Origin of the sequence: Micromonospora sp. DT41, assembly GCF_049841715.1 — a bacterium.
GTDB lineage: Bacteria > Actinomycetota > Actinomycetes > Mycobacteriales > Micromonosporaceae > Micromonospora > Micromonospora profundi.
Map to the genome: position 1 here is coordinate 1 of NZ_JBNCKU010000029.1, position 14,837 is coordinate 14,837.

The following is a 14,837-nucleotide window of genomic DNA, read 5'->3' on the forward strand; positions in this document are numbered from 1 at the left end:
ACCACCACCGACACCTCCACCACACCGACTGGACCGTACGACTCGCCGCCGACGGCCACCCCGAATTCATCCCACCCGCATGGCTCGACCCCACACAAATCCCCCGCCGCAACCACTACCACCACCGAACGTGAACACGACAAGCAACGACCACCACCTCCGTCAAGCGGCGTGGTGAAGGCGTGCACCGGCTTGGCCGCCGCCGAACCGGCCAATCGGTGACCGTTCACCGAGGCCGATTACCTGCGACCCGCACGCCCAGCGCGTAGGGCAAGCGAGCCCGCGACAATCAGCGAGTGCCCAGGAACCCAGCGGACAACTGGCACCAGCCAGCGACAAAGGCCAGCGGGAAAAGGGCAACGGCCCACGCCAGCGGGCAACAGCCAGCAGAAGCAGACAGCAGGCGGCGGGGCGGCGGGGCGGCGGGGCGGCGGGACGGCGGCCGCAGGAGGCAGGCAGCGGGCGGCAGGCAGCAGGCAGCAGGCAGCAGGCAGCAGCAACCAGCAACAGGCAGTGACGCAGTGGTCAGCGGCAGCCGCCCAACAGCCAGCCGCCCCGCGCTCGTTCGGTCGAAGCGATTGAGGCAGACCGGCGACCTACGGCGAGTCCGCGCGGACCGCCGCCGCAGGCCGTTTAGATGTCGGTGACGCGGATGCCGGCGTGCGCCTTGTAGCGCTTGTTGATGGCGATCAGGTTGGCGGTGAACGCCTCGATCTGGTGGGCGTTGCGCAGGCGGCCGGCGTAGATGCCGCGCATGCCGGGGATCCGGGCGGCGAGCGCGCCGACCACGCCGACCAGTTCGCGGTCTTCGGTGCAGATCAGCACGTCCAGGTCGATCCGGTCGACCTCGGGGTCGGCCAGCAGTGGGGCGCTGACGTGGTTGAACGCGGCGCAGACGCGGGAGTTGGGCAGCAGCGCTGCGGCCTGCTGGACGGCGCTGCCCTCGGGGACGGTGAGCGCGTACGGGCCCTGCTTGTCGAAGCCGAGCGGGTTGACGCAGTCGACGACGATCGTGCCGGCGAGCGGCTCGGCGAGAGCGGCGATGGTCGCGGCGTGTCCGTCCCACGGCACCGCGATGATCACCACGTCGCTGCGGCGGGCCACCTCGTCGTTTGCCGCGCCGGTGATGGTGGCGTCGGCGGGCATGCCTGGCAGCGCGGCGATCTCGGCGGCGGACTCGGAGGCCCGCTCCGCTGACCGGGAGCCGATCAACACCGTCTGCCCGGCCCGCGCGAACCGGTAGGCGAGACCCCGCCCCTGATCGCCGGTGCCACCGATGATGCCGACCGTCAGCCCGGACACGTCGGGCAGCGTGCTCGCGTCGTATGCCATGGGTTCATCCTCGCAAACCGCCTGGTCCGGCAGCAGCGGTGGGCACTGTGACAATCCCCGCTACGCACGCGCCGGATGCCCGCCAAAGGCACGCCCAGCGCGGGCCAGCAGCGCGCCGGACTCCCGGTCAAGACGCGCCGAACGCCGGGCCAGCGACGCGCCGGGCTCCCGGCAGGCGTGCCGAACGCCGGGGCGAAGGCCGACGGACACCCGAGCGAGAAGGCTCAGGCCAGCTCGAACAGGACGGTACGGGTCGTCGGGTCGGCGGTGACGAGGCGGACCCGGACCCGTTCGCCGAGCGGCAGTTCGCCGAGGCAGCGGGCGCGGACCGGTGGGGCGTCCAGGGCCACCGTCCCGCCGGGCGGGCGGGGGCGGGACTTGCCGTTGGGCGGGGAGTCGACGTCGAGGACCGCCGCGTCGAAGGTCTCCCCCACCCGGTGCGCGAGCAGCACTGCTTCGGCCAGTTCCACTGCGCCGCGGCTGGCCGCCGAGGCGGTCCGGTCGGTGCTGGCCATCACCTCAGGCAGCCGGGGCAGCGCGGCGCGCGCCCAGTCGGGCACCTCCTGGCCCTCGTGCAGGGCCAGGCAGACCTCTGTGGCGTACCGGTCGGCCAGGCGCCGCAGCGGCGCCGTGACGTGGGCGTACGCGGCGGCGACGCCCCCGTGTTCGGGTTGTTCGGGCGTTGCCCCGTCGAATGCGGTGTACGCCGCGCCGCGCATCAGCTCGGCTGCCTGGTCGATGAAGGCGGCACAGCGCGGTTCGGCCGGGTCCAGCCGTGCGATCACCTCGCCCGGGGCGGCGCCGTCGGGCCAGTGCACGCCCAGCGGCGCGGCGGCGGCCCGCAGCCGCTGCACCGCCTCCGGCTTGGGTCCGGGCATGGTGCGCAGCAGGCCGACGCCGCCGGCAAGCATGATGTCGGCGGCGGCCATCCCGGTCAGCAGGGAGATCTGCGCGTTGTGTTCCTCCATGGGGGCCGGCCCACGCAGCACCAGCCGCCAGCCGTCGCCGTCGGGCTCCACGTCCTGTTCGGGCAGCGGCAGGTTGATGGCACCCCGACGCAGGCCTCGGGCAGTCAGCCGGTCGCCGATCTCGGGCAGCAGCGCGATCGGGTCGGGCAGCGTGCCGGCGTCGGCTGCCGCCTGCACCCCTGTGTAGTCGAGCTTGGCGCGGCTGCGGACCAGTGCGCGTTCCAGCTCGACGGCCACGGTGCCGCCGTCGGCGTCCAGGTCGATGGTCCAGACCACTGCGGCCCTGTCGTCGTCGGGCAGCAGACTCGCCGCGCCCTCGCTGAGGGTCAGCGGGTGCAGCGGTACGTGCCCGTCGGGCAGGTAGACGGTCTGCCCCCGCCGCCACGTCTCCTCCTCCAGCGCGCCGCCGGGGCGGACGTGCGCGGCGACGTCCGCTATCGCGTACCGCACGCGGTAGCCGCCGCCCGGACGGCGGGCGAGGTGCATCGCCTGGTCCAGGTCGCGGGAGGTGGCAGGGTCGACAGTGACGAACGGTACGTCGGTGCGGTCGACGGCTGGCCGGGGCGGCGCGGCTGCCGCCGCGTCGGCCTCCCGCTGGGCGTCTGCCGGGAACTCCTCGGGCAGGCCGAGTTCGCGGCGCAGCGCGCCGAAGTCGATGCGGGGGGCGAGTACGCGTCGGATCACCACGAGGTCAATCCTGACAGCGCCGCCGGTGATCCGCTTCCGGTGACCGGCCGAGATCTCCCGGCCGGTTCACTCCTCGGATCGGGCGGCGTGCGCTCAGCCGGTCGCCTTCCGGGCGGTGCTGCGCGTACCCCGGGGGGCTGTGGCTCGTGCGGCGACCGGGCGGGCCGGTGACTTGCGGGCGGTCACCTTGCGGGCGGGCGCCTTGGCCGCGGCGGTGGTCTTCTTGGCGGGAGCCTTCTTGGCCGCCGCCTTGCGGGTGGTGGCCGACGAGGTGCTTGTCGACTTCGCGGCGGGGGCCTTCTTCGCCGCGGCCTTGCGGGCGCCGCCGCTCGGGCGGGTGGACGCGGCCTTCTTCGCCGCCGTCGTCTTCTTCGCGGGAGCCTTCTTGGCGGTCGTCTTCGTGGCCGGTGCCTTCTTGGCCGCGGTCTTCGTCGCCGACGAGGTGGTCTTGCGGGCTGGCGCCTTCACCGCGGCGGTGGTCTTCTTCGCCGCCGACGAGGTGGTCTTGCGCGCCGTGGACGCCGGGGCCCGCTTAGCCGCGGTGGTGGTCTTGCGGGTGGTGGTCTTCTTCGCCGGGGCCTTCGCGGCCGCCGTGGTGGTCTTCTTGGCCGGCGCCTTCTTGGCCGCCGCAGTGGTCGTCCGCGCCGTGGTGGTCGTCCGCGCCGCGCTGGTCTTCCTCGCCGCGCTGGTCGTCCGCGCCGCGCTGGTCTTCTTCGCGGCGCTGGTCTTCTTCGCCGCGGTGGTCTTGGCTGTGGTGGTCTTCTTCGCTGGCGCCTTCTTGGCGGCCGTGGCGGTCTTCTTGGCCGGGGCGCGCCCCGCGCCGCCGGCTGCCTTCCGGGCTGGCGCCTTCGCCGTGGTGGACTTGCGCACGGGCGTGGTCCGGCTCGCTCCCGTGTTCCGCTCCGCCGCTGCGGTCTTCTTAGCGGTGGTGCGCCGGGCAGCCGGGCGGGTGGTGGCCTGCTGTGCTTCGGCCATCGTGGTTCCTCCTTGAGGACGTGCTCTCGCGTGCGTCCTCGCGGAGCACGAATCACCGCGACGCGGGCCGTCCCGCGCCGTCTACTTGTCCTCCCCAGCCCAACGGGCGTCCTCGGCATCCCACGCCTCGTTGCGCTCCTGCACCCGTTGCAGTGCGTTCTCCGCGTCGGCCGCCGAGTTGTACGGGCCGAGAACGTGCTTCGCCGGGCACACGTCGGCGTCCGTCTCGACCCGGTGGTGCCGCGTGCACCAGTAGAACTGCCCACCACGTCCGCTGTCGCTCATGGGAATCACTGTGCACCGGGAACCGACCGGCCGCCACTGGATCGCGCAAGTCGCCGACTTCTCCACAGTAGAGCTGGTTTTAGCCGCTTGGGCCAGAACAGCGAAAGAAGCCCAAGTCGGGATACTTCGTCCGCCAGCGGCAGTCGGCCGAACGGCCGGTTCCGCCCTTCCGAAGGGTGGGGCAGCATCGGTCGCCGTGATCAACACGGTGACCGGCACGGGGGCGTGCCCGGGGTGTGGGGCAACGACGGCGTCCGTACGAGACGCGGTGCCCTGGTGTCCCCGCTGCGAGTGGAACCTGGACACGTACGACCCGGTGCGGCGCGAACAAAGGAGTACGAGCGCTTCCGCCGTACCGTCAGCTGGTCGGCGTGACGCCGACGCGGCCTGACGCCGATGTGGCGCGCCGGGACGACGGCGGCCGCCGGGGTCGTGCCTATGATCGCCGGATGGGGACACCGGACTACATCGTGGGGATGCGTGAGCACGTCGGCCACGACCTGCTCTGGCTGCCGAGCGTCAGTGCCGTCATCCGTAACGACGCCGGTGAGCTGTTGCTCGGCCAACGCTCCGACGACAGGCGTTGGTCGGTGATCAGTGGGTTCGTCGAGCCGGGCGAGCAGCCGGCGACCGCGCTGGTCCGCGAGGTACGCGAGGAGACCGGCCTGGACGTGGCTCCGGTGCGGATGTCCAGTGCCGTCTCGCACCCGCACACCTATCCCAACGGGGACCGGTGCGAGTACCTCAACCTGGGCTTCCTGTGCCGGGTGGTGGCCGGCACGGCACGGGTCAACGACGACGAGTCGCTGGCCGTGCGGTGGTTCCCGATGGACCGACTGCCCGCGCTGGACAAGCACGCGCTCCTGGTCATCGCGTACGCGTTGCGCGAGAACACCACTGCCGGCTACCTGCCGCCGGGCACCACGTGGGACGACGTACCCGACTGAGCCGCGCCGGGCTGCTGCATGATCCAGGTCGGCAGCGGCTCTGCCACGTACCGCACGATCTCCCAGCCGGCGCGGCGGTACAGCTCGACGTTTGCCGGGTTGCTGGTCTCCAGGACCGCCGGTAGACCATCGGCGGCGGCCCGATCCAGCCCGGCCCGCATGGCGGCGCGACCCCAACCACGTCCGGCGCTGTCGGGGTGGGTGCCCAGGACGCCGAGATACCAGTACGGGAATTCCGGCAGCGCGGCGTGCACGGCAGCGTCATAACCCTCGACCCGGCCCAGCACGTCGGCCGGGTAGTGAGCGGCGAGGCTGACCTCCGGCGATCCGTGGCCGTCGGCCGGTGGCTCCCAGATGGCGACCGACGCGCCGCCGCCGATCGTCCAGATCGACGACCTGTGCACCCGCTTGTCGAAGAGGTGCCCGAAGAAGGCGGCGGCGTACCGCGGGTAGGTCTCCTCGTCGGGGAACAGGTACCGCAGGACGGGGTCCTTGACGAACGCGGCGACGAGCGTACCGACGACCGCCGGACGGTCCGCTGGGGTGGCGATCGTGATCTCGGGCGCTGTCACAGCCGCCGACACTATCGCGGGCCGAGCGACGCGGGTGTCGTGCGCTATCCGAAGGTGAACGCGTACGCCTGCGCGCCGGGTCCACCGAACCTGATCTCCAGGGTTCGCTCACGCACGGTGTCGTGCTGGCGGACGAGCTGGTAGAGCCGGCCCTCCTGGAGTACGCCGTTGCCGCCCTCGTCGACGTCGACGCCGTGCGACGCGCCGGGAGCCGCACCGTCGATGAGCACCTGGAACCCGACCGGCTGCCGTACACCTGATGACAGCACGAGATGCGCGTCGCGTGCGTGGAACCGGAAGGCGATGCTGCCGCCGGCACCGTCGAGCACGACGTTCTCCGGCCCGATCGTCCACTCCCCCGCCAGTGCCCACTTGTTGAGGTCCAGGCGCTCCGGTATGTCGTAGGCGCGACGTTCGTCGAGCGCCGCGCCGTTCGGCGACGCGAAGTGTTCGCCACGGCTGAATCCGAGGTACGTCTCCGGCGTGCGCAGCTGCCCCCAGTCGGCCTCCGCCTCCACGCCGACGCCTTCGACGGGTACGGGGGCGCGCTCGACGCCGAGCAGTTGCTGGATGACGCGCTCGGACTGCTCGTAGCGTCCCTCGCCGAAGTGCTGGTCGCTGATGACGCCGTCAGCGTCGACGAAGTAGAGCGCCGGCCAGTAGTGGTTGTCGAAGGCGCTCCAGATGGCGTAGTCGTTGTCGACAGCGACCGGGTAGTCGATCGCCCGCGCGGCGACCGCCTGCCGTACCCGGTCGGTGTCGTGCTCGAAGGAGAACTCCGGCGTGTGCACACCGACCACGACCAGCCCGTCGTCGCGGTACGCCTGGGACCAGGCGCGGACGTACGGCTCCTGGCGCAGCCAGTTGATGCACGTCAGGGTCCAGAAGTTCACGAGGACGGCACGGCCGCGCAGCCCCGCGGGGTCGAGTGGCTCGGAGTTGAGCCACTCGACCGCCCCACCCAGCGGGGGCATGTGCACGGTCATCTAGCGCAGCGACCGGAAGGCGGTACGGATCTCCTCCGAGAACAGTTTCGGCTGCTCCCAGGCCGCGAAGTGCCCGCCGGTGTCGAGCTTGTTGTAGTAGATGAGGTTGGGGTACGCCTGCTCGGCCCAACTCTGCGGCGCCTCGTACAGCTCGTCGGGAAAGACGCTCACGGCAACGGGGACGTTGACGCCCTTCGTGGCGAAGAACGAGAGCTTGTTCTCCGCGTACAGGCGGGACGCGGAGACCGCCGTGTTTGTCAGCCAGTAGAGCGAGATGTTGTCAAGGATGTCGTCGCGGGTGAGGCCGGCTGTGGCGCCGTCGAAGACCTGCGCGATCAGGGCCAGGCTCTTCGCGTCGTGGTCGAGCAGGAACGACGCCAGACCCACTGGAGAATCGGCGAGCCCGGTAAGGGTCTGCGGGCGCGTCGCCATCATGAGGGCGTACGCCACGTGCTTCCAGACGTAGTCCAGCTCGGTGGCCGCGCGCATCTCGTCGTCGGACAGCCCGGACGGCAGCGAACCCATGGCGTTGTTCGCGCCTGTGGTGTCGCCCTGGAACAGCAGGTCGATCTCCGGCGGCACCGCACCCGGCATGTTCGTGTGGATGCCGAGCAGCTCCGGGGGCGCCTGGACACCCATCTGATCCACGACGACAGCACCCCAGTCGCCGCCCTGCGCCACGAACCGGTCGTAGCCGAGACGCTTCATCAACTCGGTCCAGGCCGTGGCGATCTTCTCCGGGTTCCAGCCCGACGCTGTGGGCTTGCCCGAGAAGCCGTGGCCGGGCAGCGACGGGATCACCATGTGGAAGGCGTCCGACGCGCTCCCGCCGTGGGCAGTGGGGTCGGTAAGCGGCTCAATGATCTTCAGCTGCTCGATGATCGAACCGGGCCACCCGTGCGTGACGATGAGCGGCAACGCGTCCTCGTGCTTGGAGCGGACGTGGATGAAGTGGATGTCCACCCCGTCGATGGTGGTCAGGAACTGCGGTACGGAGTTCAGGCGTGCTTCGACAGTGCGCCAGTCGTACTCCTTCTCCCAGTAGCGGGCGACGGCCTGGATCGTCGCGAGCGGCACGCCCTGCGACTGGTCGTCGACAGTCTCCTTGTCCGGCCAGCGGGTGGCGGCGATGCGCCTGCGTAGGTCGTCAAGGTCGGCCTGGGGGATTTCCACCGTGAACGGCCGGATCTCCGTGGTGCCGGGACGTGTCTTGGTCTTGACCGCCATGCGTGCCGTCCTCTCCCGTTCGAGTTCACTGGAGGGTGCCGTCTGCTGGGCGCGGGCGGGCGGCAAAGAGGCCGCCGCGAACCCGTTCGTCAGGCCACTGCCGGGCTCCGGTGCCCGTCGAACCAGGGCACGCCCGCCGCCACATCTCGAAGCGTAGAACGGCCCGCCCCGTCATCGCGGGCATACCAGCAAGGCCCGTCCGGGACCAGCATCCGGCGGCCGGCCAGGCCGTCGTCACGCCATCGGGTCGGCCGTACGCCGTGGTCGACGTTTACGACGACGACGCGCACGATTGCCCATCTGAGCCGGACCGCTGCGGGGCTTTCGGCCCGGCCGGGGCCAGCCGTTCAACGGCTTCAGGACAGAAACGGCAGCGGACAGGGGAAAGATGGCCAGAACCGGCAAACCGATCGCCAGCGCCACAGCGAACACCCACTCGATCTCGCCATCGGGCCACATCCACTGCGCCCCCGGACCACTGACCCGACCGGCGACAGTGGGGCCAGGGTGCTCATCGCCGTGCACGAAAAGCTGCACCGAGTCGATGTGGAGCTCACCCGCGTCCGAGGTGAAGGGGCCGGTGCAGCTCCAGCCGAGCGTCCAGAACTGCGGGTCTTCCGCCGCCGTGCTCTCCTGACAGACCACGGCGACCGAACCGGGCACACCCCAGATGGTGGCCCGGACGCCGTCCCAGGCGTCGGGCAGCACGAGGTGCCACCAGGCCAGCGCGATCGCAAGAGCGCACGAGACCAGGACGCCGGACACGAGGCGGTCCAGCCAGTCGGCTTCCCGGATCGCTGCGGGCAGATGCTTCAGCCGCGGACGGCGGGCTCGTGACCTCCGCACACGCCGCATGGTCGGAGGGTAGCTGCCCTCGGCTTCACCACCGTCGGCCAGTAACACCGCCAGCGACGCAGAACCTCGATGACGGTGATCCCGGGAAGGACCACCTTCATATCGGGGTTCTGCGTCTTCTCGTTGCGCCGCAACGAGACCGGGCGCGTCCGGACCGCCGATCGAGCCAGCTACTCCAAGTCATCAACCCTTACTCGGAAAGGCCCAGTGGAGGATCAGCAGGGGGTCAGCTGCCAAGTCACCTTCGTCACGTTGACCGGTATATACAGGTCGCCCCCGGTCCCGCCGGCAGGAGCGCAGCTTTTGAAGGGAATCGACGAGCCGAAAGTGAACCCGGATATTACGGCGTCGCGGCCTGTGCCGTTGTAGAAGTTGAATCCCTGGATGCTGCCGGTCCACTCGCTGTTGGTCGTCAGAGACGGCGTCTCGACGGGGCCCTGCGGCGGGTGATTCCAGTTGGGCCAGATGCAGAGCATGCCCTGCGGGCAGTTCCCGGACCCCCAGCCTTGTATCGACACTCCGGGTGCCGCCGCCGAGGCGGCGGGGGCGGTGGCCAGCAGGCCTGCGACGGACGCGGCGATGGCGATGGCGATGGATTTCAACAGCACGGTTCACCCACTCTTAGATAGATGCCTATCATTGCGAATTTAAACTACCGGCGGAAAATTGACAGGTCAAGCACCTGAAGCGACGTAGTCCGGGCGGGTCGCTCGGAAGCTGGCGTCCTTCGCCACCATCCCTCTCCGAACGGCCTGCGACCCCGTCGGCGTGGCGGGTGACGGCCCACTCGATGATCTTGCGTTGCCGCAGGGCACTGCGGCAGCATCAGGCGTCATGATGGCGCCAGACCCGGACCCCAACGACGACATCCCGGCCGGCACCAACGGCACACGCCGGTGGCGTCGCCGTGCCAGACACTTGTTGGCCGGAGCCGGAATCACCGCCTTGGCGGCCGTACTCGGCATCACCCTCGCCGTACGTGGCGGCGCCACCCCGGCCTGCGCCGCGCCACCCACCGGAGACACCGTCCACAAGGCAAAAGCCAGCTTCTACGACGCCGGCCGATCGGGCGGCAACTGCTCCTTCCCGGGCCCACCCGCGGACCGGCTCTACGTGGCCCTCGGCTCGTCGGCATACTCCGGGGCCGCGGCCTGCGGCAGCTACCTGGACGTGACCGGCCCGAAGGGCACCGTCCGGGTCATGGTGATGGACCAGTGCGGCGGGTGCGGGTCCGGCAAGATCGACCTCTCCGAAGAGGCGTTCGCGAAGATAGCCGACCGGGCGCAGGGCATCGCGCAGGTGACGTACCGGGCAGTGGTGGACCCGCCGCTCGACGGAGGGCTCACCTTCCGGATGAAGGGCGGCGCCTCCCAGTGGTGGTTCGCCGTGCAGGTCGGCAACCACGGAAACCCGCTCCGCTCGGTCGAGGCGAAGGGGCCGGGCGGCAACTTCCGCAAGGCCGCCCGCCAGAGCGACAACTACTGGACCGTCGAGGGCGGGCTCGGCCCCGGGCCCTACAGCATCAGGGTCACCGACGTGTACGGACGCGAGGCGACCGCCACCACCATCCGGATGGTCACGAAACAGGCCCAACGCAGCACTGCCGTACTCGCCTCCCCCACCCCCAGCAGTTCACCTTTACCTTCAGCTCCGCCGTCCCCCAGCATCACGCCCTCGCCGACCCCGTCCGAATCGGTCGCACCAACAGCGACCGTCGAAGCGCTCGCCGGCGCCGCTCCCCTCAACGTCCCCCGCTGCTGACCGGCGAGGCCGTCGGGCCAGAGACAACCACCCGAGGAACCTCGCGTGCATGGCGGGCAGGTCCGGCCGCAGCCCCAGGCCGTACACATCGTCGATCGCCTCACGCATCGACGCGGCCAGATAGAACGTCAGCGCGATCGAGTGGCCGTGGAACTCGATCATGAGGCCGAGTTGCGCCGGACTGCACGGCCAGGGCGCGGCGCAGGTGCGGCACAACCACGCCGGGCGCATCGGCAGGTGCGGACGAGGCCGGGTCATCCGACCCGCACCGGACCCAGCCGGGCGGGACGACGCTTCACAGACCCCGACGGTACGACGGGCAGGGCCAGCAACCGCACGCCCGCGCGCATCACGAACAACTCCCGCCGCGCCACCGCGTCGCCGGCCGCGTCCAGCTCGTAGCCCTCAACCCATACCCATCCGTCGTACGTGTGCCGCTCGGGCAGCTCACGGATGACGCGTACGAAGATCGGGCGCAGGAACTACACGCTCGCGGCGGTGGTCAGGTAGACCACGTCGCCCGCCTTCATCGTCCCGATCACTGCTCGGGGCTTCCGGACTGGTCGTTCGCGGACGTTGGTCTTCTGCTCTCAGGCTCGTCGCCAGGCACAGTGCTCCCCCTGGTGCCGTCGGAAAAGGGCCGCAACCGCGAGTGCTGTGCGGCTTCGGTACGGACGCGACCGCCGGTGTCGTGGTACCCGCCGGACGCCGCCTGGTGACACTCTGCTGTGGAGGCCACTACGCTCGGAAGGTGCTCGCGACGTCCGGGCTGAGCTGGCAGAACAGGTGCCCGACGTGTGGTGCCACGGGTAGTTGATCTCTGATTTGGGAGGCGTTGAATGGGCGATGTGCCGAGTCCCCTCGCGGACTTCATCGTCAGCGAGATCCGCCGCGCTCGCGGCGCGGCCGGGATGACGCAAGAGGCGTTCGGCCGGGCGGCAGGGTTCAGCGCTTCCCACGTCAGCGCAGTGGAGAGCGGCACCCGAGCGCTGACGATGGACCTGATTCGTGGAGCAGACCGCGCCTTCGGCAACGGCGGCCTGTTCGGACGCCTGGTCGGGAAGCTCGGCGCACCGTCGTGGTTCCTGCCGTGGCTCGACGCCGAACGCGGCGCGCGACAGCTTCGACTCTTCGAGCCACTACTGATCCCGGGACTGCTCCAGACCGAGAACTACGCGCACGTCGTGATGCGCCTGAACGACCTCATGTCGGCCACAGAGGTGGACCAACAGGTGAGCGCCCGCATGAGTCGGCACAAGATCCTGACCGGTGACTCGCCGCCACAGGTGGTGGCAGTGCTTGATGAATCCACGCTTCGCCGCGCAGGCGAGGAACACGCCGGCATCATGGCTGAGCAGGTCGCCCACCTCATCGCCGTCGCCGAACTGCCCCACGTCCACGTGCATGTGATCCCGGCAGGCGCCGGCCTCCACATCGGGCTGTCCGGGCCGTTCGCGCTGGCGCGGGCAAGCGACGGGGCGTGGGTCGGGCACCTCGAAAATCAGCTGGGCGGGATCGTGGTCGACAGCGAAGATGGGCTACATACTCTTCAGGCGAGGTGGGAAAACGTCCGGAACGAAGCCCTCCCGCGCAGACAGTCCAACGAACTGATGAAGGAGGTACTCAGCCATCATGGACCTCACTAACGCCACGTGGCGAAAGGCCCAGCGCAGCGGTTCGTCGGGAGGCAACTGCGTCGAGGTCGCCGACAACCTGCCCGGAGTCATCGGCGTCCGGGACAGCAAGGACCCCGCCGGCCCGGCCCTCACCTTCGGCCCGGCGGCATGGCGGGCTTTCGTCGCTCACGTAGCCACCCAGCAGTAACCGAGCCAACAGGGAGACCGCCCCCAAGGGAGTAGGAGCCAGCTCCAAGCCAGGCCGTGACGGAAGCCTGCGGGGCCACTCTGCGCGGATGGCCGGGGCTTCCGCCTGCCGCGCCAGTCCAACCTCAGGACTGGCTTGCCACCGGGTCACCGGGAAGGAAGCAGATCAGGAGGCACCCAGCCTGATCGTGCTCTGCAGCCGTACCCTCGTGATCGTCGAGGAGGTTGCCGGGTGACCATTTCGTGGGGTGCTACGTGTCCGACGTCAGGGAAGTTCGCTTCGGTGGAGCGGTCGGACTTCGCTGGCCTCATCGAGCGGTTCGAAGAACTGCGTGCCCAGAGGCGCGGCTACCTCGAAGTACGGGGCAGCGCCGTGTTCCCTGTGCTGACGCTCGGGTTCGCGGGTTCTGCAGCGGTCGTCCATCTGATGATGGACGAGGACGCCATGTCTCTCCTGGCCGCCGATAAGCCTGCGGACGCAGATGCGGAAGTGGTGGTGCTGGACGACCCGGTCGACTTCAACGCGGACTTCGTTCTCAATCTCGAACGCGCCTGGCAGATTGTCGAAGAGTTCGTCCGCACCGGTGATCCTCGTCGGGCAGGAGAGTGGCGCGAGTTGTAGTGATGGCTACGGCCGGATTGCTCCCGCGCGTCGCCGCAGCGGGCAGCCGGCACGACGCTTGCTGAGCCGGCGCTCAGGGTGTCTCCAGGGCGTCCGGGCGTCGTTAGGCCGTCAAACGCCGACCATCGGCGCCCGGACATAGAACCAGCTCACAGCCATGATCGAGGCTCTGGGCTGGTGGGCGACGGACGAGTCGACCTGTACGCCGGATTCTGTGCGCGACGCGTACCCCGGAGGGTTGCGCCGGCGGCGGCCATCCATCTCGGCCTGCCGTTGCCGGCAGGCTCCAGCGGCCTACCCGCAGACATCGGGCGGGCAGCCCTCAAGCGTCTGCGCCGGGTCGTCATCTTCCGGTGACGGCCCTTGCTTGGCCTTGCTCCGGGTGGGGTTTACCGAGCCACCCCGGTCACCCGGGGTGCTGGTGGGCTCTTACCCCACCGTTTCACCCTTACCGACCCCCGTGGGGGTTGGCGGTCTGTTTTCTGTGGCACTGTCCCGCGGGTCGCCCCGGGTTGCCGTTAACAACCACCCTGCCCTGTGGAGTCCGGACGTTCCTCGGCGGCGGGCCGGGGCCCGCCGACGCGACCGCCCGGTCGACTCGTCCGTCGCGCTCTCATCCTAACGACGTACGGTCGGCTGGTATTGCCGCCCCGCACTGGGCAAGATCGCGCAGCTCAGGGGCCGACGGTCCGGCGGGTGGATTGCCGGGGGTAAGGACTAGCCTCAGGGGGCTATGGATCTCCCTCATGCCGCGCTGCTGCTCGCCGCCGGTCTCGCCGCTGGCACTGTCAACGCGGTGGCCGGCGGCGGTTCGTTGATCACCTTTCCGGCGATGATCGCGGCCGGCTTGCCGCCGGTGGCGGCGAACGTCAGCAACTCGGTGGCCGTGTTCCCCGGCTACGTGGCGAGCGTGGCGGGCAGCAAGGCCGATCTGCCACGCCGTCGGGCGCTGGCGACCCTCGTGCCCACCGCCCTTGTCGGCACGATCGCCGGGGCGTTGCTGCTGCTGGCCACGCCGGCCCGCGCGTTCGAGGTCGTCGTACCCTTCCTGGTCCTCGGTGCGACAGCGGTCCTGGCCTTCCAGGATCCGCTGCGCCGCCTGGTCGGTCACCCCCGCGATTTGTCGCCGCGCCGCCGGACGGTCGCGGTGCAGACGATGGTCGCTGTCGGCGCGGTGTACGGCGGGTACTTCGGCGCGGCATTGGGAGTGATGCTCGTCGCCGGCCTGGCACTGGTGCTGGACGCGACACTGGCACGGGTGAGCGCGATCAAGAACCTGCTCTCCGCGGTGGTCGGCCTCACGACGCTGGTGGTTTTCGCCCTGTTCGGCCCGCTGAACTGGGCGGCCGTCGCGGTGGTCGCGCCAGCCACGTTGATCGGTGGGTACGCCGGTGCGCGGCTCGTCCGCCGGCTGCCGCCGGTGGTGCTCAAGACGCTGATCGTGGTGTTCGGCACGACGATCGGCTTCTACCTGCTGTGGCGTGCCTTGAGCTGACCGCCCCGCCCACGCGCGCAAGATCTACGCAACTTCACTGGTAGTGCTGCCTCAACCGGCGTCGAGGCAGCACCTTCCCCGAACTTGCTGCCTCGCGAGCCCGGCGCGGGGAGCGGGCGTCGGGTCGCTCAGTAGGCCTCGCCTACCGGCTCTTCCGGGGCGTGTTCGCTCGACGACGGCGATGCCAGCGATGGCGAGGAAGGCCACCAGCGTGGTGGCGTAGATGGCACTGCGGTTCGGTTCGGTTCGCCGATCCACTGCGACTCCCGAGATAGCTGTATGATACAGGCACTTATCCTGTA

The 14,837-nt window shown here is 70.0% G+C and carries 15 protein-coding genes and 1 other RNA gene; 6 read left to right on the forward strand and 10 right to left on the reverse strand.

Translation table 11 applies throughout. From position 1 onward, the window contains the following. Positions 1 to 633 precede the first annotated feature (633 nt). The 4 genes from npdG to ACLQ23_RS30590 form a co-directional block, all read right to left on the reverse strand. Positions 634 to 1,332 carry an NADPH-dependent F420 reductase gene (gene npdG, locus ACLQ23_RS30575; protein WP_355633015.1) on the reverse strand — a complete coding sequence of 233 codons (699 nt, stop codon included), beginning with the start codon at positions 1,330 to 1,332 and terminating at the stop codon, positions 634 to 636. A gap of 224 nt (positions 1,333 to 1,556) precedes the next feature. Next, complete coding sequence (locus ACLQ23_RS30580; protein WP_355633018.1) at positions 1,557 to 2,987, reverse strand: RNB domain-containing ribonuclease; 1,431 nt, start codon at positions 2,985 to 2,987, stop codon at positions 1,557 to 1,559. Between the two features lie 93 nt (positions 2,988 to 3,080). Continuing rightward, positions 3,081 to 3,962 carry a histone gene (locus ACLQ23_RS30585; protein ID WP_355633021.1) on the reverse strand — a complete coding sequence of 294 codons (882 nt, stop codon included), beginning with the start codon at positions 3,960 to 3,962 and terminating at the stop codon, positions 3,081 to 3,083. Between the two features lie 81 nt (positions 3,963 to 4,043). Beyond that, positions 4,044 to 4,247: a hypothetical protein gene (locus tag ACLQ23_RS30590; RefSeq protein ID WP_082377299.1), complete on the reverse strand. Its 204-nt coding sequence runs from the start codon at positions 4,245 to 4,247 to the stop codon at positions 4,044 to 4,046. A gap of 449 nt (positions 4,248 to 4,696) precedes the next feature. On the opposite strand from ACLQ23_RS30590, the gene ACLQ23_RS30595 reads away from it, so the two are divergent. Further along, positions 4,697 to 5,194: an NUDIX hydrolase gene (locus ACLQ23_RS30595; RefSeq protein ID WP_355595295.1), complete on the forward strand. Its 498-nt coding sequence runs from the start codon at positions 4,697 to 4,699 to the stop codon at positions 5,192 to 5,194. Here the strand turns inward: ACLQ23_RS30595 and ACLQ23_RS30600 are convergent. From ACLQ23_RS30600 to ACLQ23_RS30620, 5 genes are all read right to left on the reverse strand, one after another. After that, positions 5,152 to 5,766, reverse strand: a complete 615-nt coding sequence (locus ACLQ23_RS30600; RefSeq protein ID WP_355633024.1) for a GNAT family N-acetyltransferase — start codon at positions 5,764 to 5,766, stop codon at positions 5,152 to 5,154. The two genes, ACLQ23_RS30595 and ACLQ23_RS30600, sit on opposite strands and share 43 nt — an antisense overlap. A 44-nt stretch (positions 5,767 to 5,810) precedes the next feature. After that, positions 5,811 to 6,752 carry a redoxin family protein gene (locus tag ACLQ23_RS30605; protein ID WP_425735650.1) on the reverse strand — a complete coding sequence of 314 codons (942 nt, stop codon included), beginning with the start codon at positions 6,750 to 6,752 and terminating at the stop codon, positions 5,811 to 5,813. Beyond that, the gene (locus ACLQ23_RS30610; RefSeq protein WP_355632699.1) at positions 6,753 to 7,979 is read right to left on the reverse strand and encodes an epoxide hydrolase family protein; all 1,227 of its coding nucleotides are present in this window, start codon (positions 7,977 to 7,979) and stop codon (positions 6,753 to 6,755) included. A gap of 234 nt (positions 7,980 to 8,213) precedes the next feature. Beyond that, positions 8,214 to 8,834, reverse strand: a complete 621-nt coding sequence (locus tag ACLQ23_RS30615) for a hypothetical protein (protein WP_355595287.1) — start codon at positions 8,832 to 8,834, stop codon at positions 8,214 to 8,216. Between the two features lie 215 nt (positions 8,835 to 9,049). Beyond that, the gene (locus ACLQ23_RS30620) at positions 9,050 to 9,442 is read right to left on the reverse strand and encodes a hypothetical protein (RefSeq protein WP_355632696.1); all 393 of its coding nucleotides are present in this window, start codon (positions 9,440 to 9,442) and stop codon (positions 9,050 to 9,052) included. A gap of 226 nt (positions 9,443 to 9,668) precedes the next feature. Here ACLQ23_RS30620 and ACLQ23_RS30625 point away from each other — a divergent pair, with 226 nt between their 5' ends. From ACLQ23_RS30625 to ACLQ23_RS30640, 4 genes are all read left to right on the forward strand, one after another. After that, on the forward strand, positions 9,669 to 10,595 hold the full coding sequence (locus tag ACLQ23_RS30625) for an expansin EXLX1 family cellulose-binding protein (protein ID WP_355632694.1): 927 nt from the start codon (positions 9,669 to 9,671) through the stop codon (positions 10,593 to 10,595). 839 nt (positions 10,596 to 11,434) lie between these two features. Next, on the forward strand, positions 11,435 to 12,241 hold the full coding sequence (locus ACLQ23_RS30630; RefSeq protein ID WP_306273730.1) for a helix-turn-helix domain-containing protein: 807 nt from the start codon (positions 11,435 to 11,437) through the stop codon (positions 12,239 to 12,241). Next, positions 12,228 to 12,419 carry a DUF397 domain-containing protein gene (locus ACLQ23_RS30635; RefSeq protein WP_355632691.1) on the forward strand — a complete coding sequence of 64 codons (192 nt, stop codon included), beginning with the start codon at positions 12,228 to 12,230 and terminating at the stop codon, positions 12,417 to 12,419. Before ACLQ23_RS30630 ends, ACLQ23_RS30635 begins: the two co-directional genes overlap by 14 nt. 282 nt (positions 12,420 to 12,701) lie before the next feature. Beyond that, on the forward strand, positions 12,702 to 13,040 hold the full coding sequence (locus ACLQ23_RS30640; protein WP_355632688.1) for a hypothetical protein: 339 nt from the start codon (positions 12,702 to 12,704) through the stop codon (positions 13,038 to 13,040). 185 nt (positions 13,041 to 13,225) lie between these two features. On the opposite strand, the gene rnpB is transcribed toward ACLQ23_RS30640, so the two are convergent. Continuing rightward, positions 13,226 to 13,641, reverse strand: an RNA gene (gene rnpB, locus ACLQ23_RS30645) — RNase P RNA component class A. Between the two features lie 132 nt (positions 13,642 to 13,773). On the opposite strand from rnpB, the gene ACLQ23_RS30650 reads away from it, so the two are divergent. Then, on the forward strand, positions 13,774 to 14,535 hold the full coding sequence (locus tag ACLQ23_RS30650; RefSeq protein ID WP_355595275.1) for a sulfite exporter TauE/SafE family protein: 762 nt from the start codon (positions 13,774 to 13,776) through the stop codon (positions 14,533 to 14,535). Positions 14,536 to 14,837: the final 302 nt, after the last annotated feature.

Excerpts from the sequence above, each read along its gene's own strand:
- ACLQ23_RS30610 (WP_355632699.1), bottom strand. The coding sequence starts at position 7,979 with ATGGCGGTCAAGACCAAGACACGTCCCGGCACCACGGAGATCCGGCCG.
- ACLQ23_RS30605 (WP_425735650.1), bottom strand. The coding sequence starts at position 6,752 with ATGACCGTGCACATGCCCCCGCTGGGTGGGGCGGTCGAGTGGCTCAAC.
- ACLQ23_RS30595 (WP_355595295.1), top strand. The coding sequence starts at position 4,697 with ATGGGGACACCGGACTACATCGTGGGGATGCGTGAGCACGTCGGCCAC.
- ACLQ23_RS30650 (WP_355595275.1), top strand. The coding sequence starts at position 13,774 with ATGGATCTCCCTCATGCCGCGCTGCTGCTCGCCGCCGGTCTCGCCGCT.
- ACLQ23_RS30615 (WP_355595287.1), bottom strand. The coding sequence starts at position 8,834 with ATGCGGCGTGTGCGGAGGTCACGAGCCCGCCGTCCGCGGCTGAAGCAT.
- ACLQ23_RS30585 (WP_355633021.1), bottom strand. The coding sequence starts at position 3,962 with ATGGCCGAAGCACAGCAGGCCACCACCCGCCCGGCTGCCCGGCGCACC.
- ACLQ23_RS30625 (WP_355632694.1), top strand. The coding sequence starts at position 9,669 with ATGATGGCGCCAGACCCGGACCCCAACGACGACATCCCGGCCGGCACC.
- npdG (WP_355633015.1), bottom strand. The coding sequence starts at position 1,332 with ATGGCATACGACGCGAGCACGCTGCCCGACGTGTCCGGGCTGACGGTC.
- ACLQ23_RS30590 (WP_082377299.1), bottom strand. The coding sequence starts at position 4,247 with ATGAGCGACAGCGGACGTGGTGGGCAGTTCTACTGGTGCACGCGGCAC.
- ACLQ23_RS30635 (WP_355632691.1), top strand. The coding sequence starts at position 12,228 with ATGGACCTCACTAACGCCACGTGGCGAAAGGCCCAGCGCAGCGGTTCG.
- ACLQ23_RS30630 (WP_306273730.1), top strand. The coding sequence starts at position 11,435 with ATGGGCGATGTGCCGAGTCCCCTCGCGGACTTCATCGTCAGCGAGATC.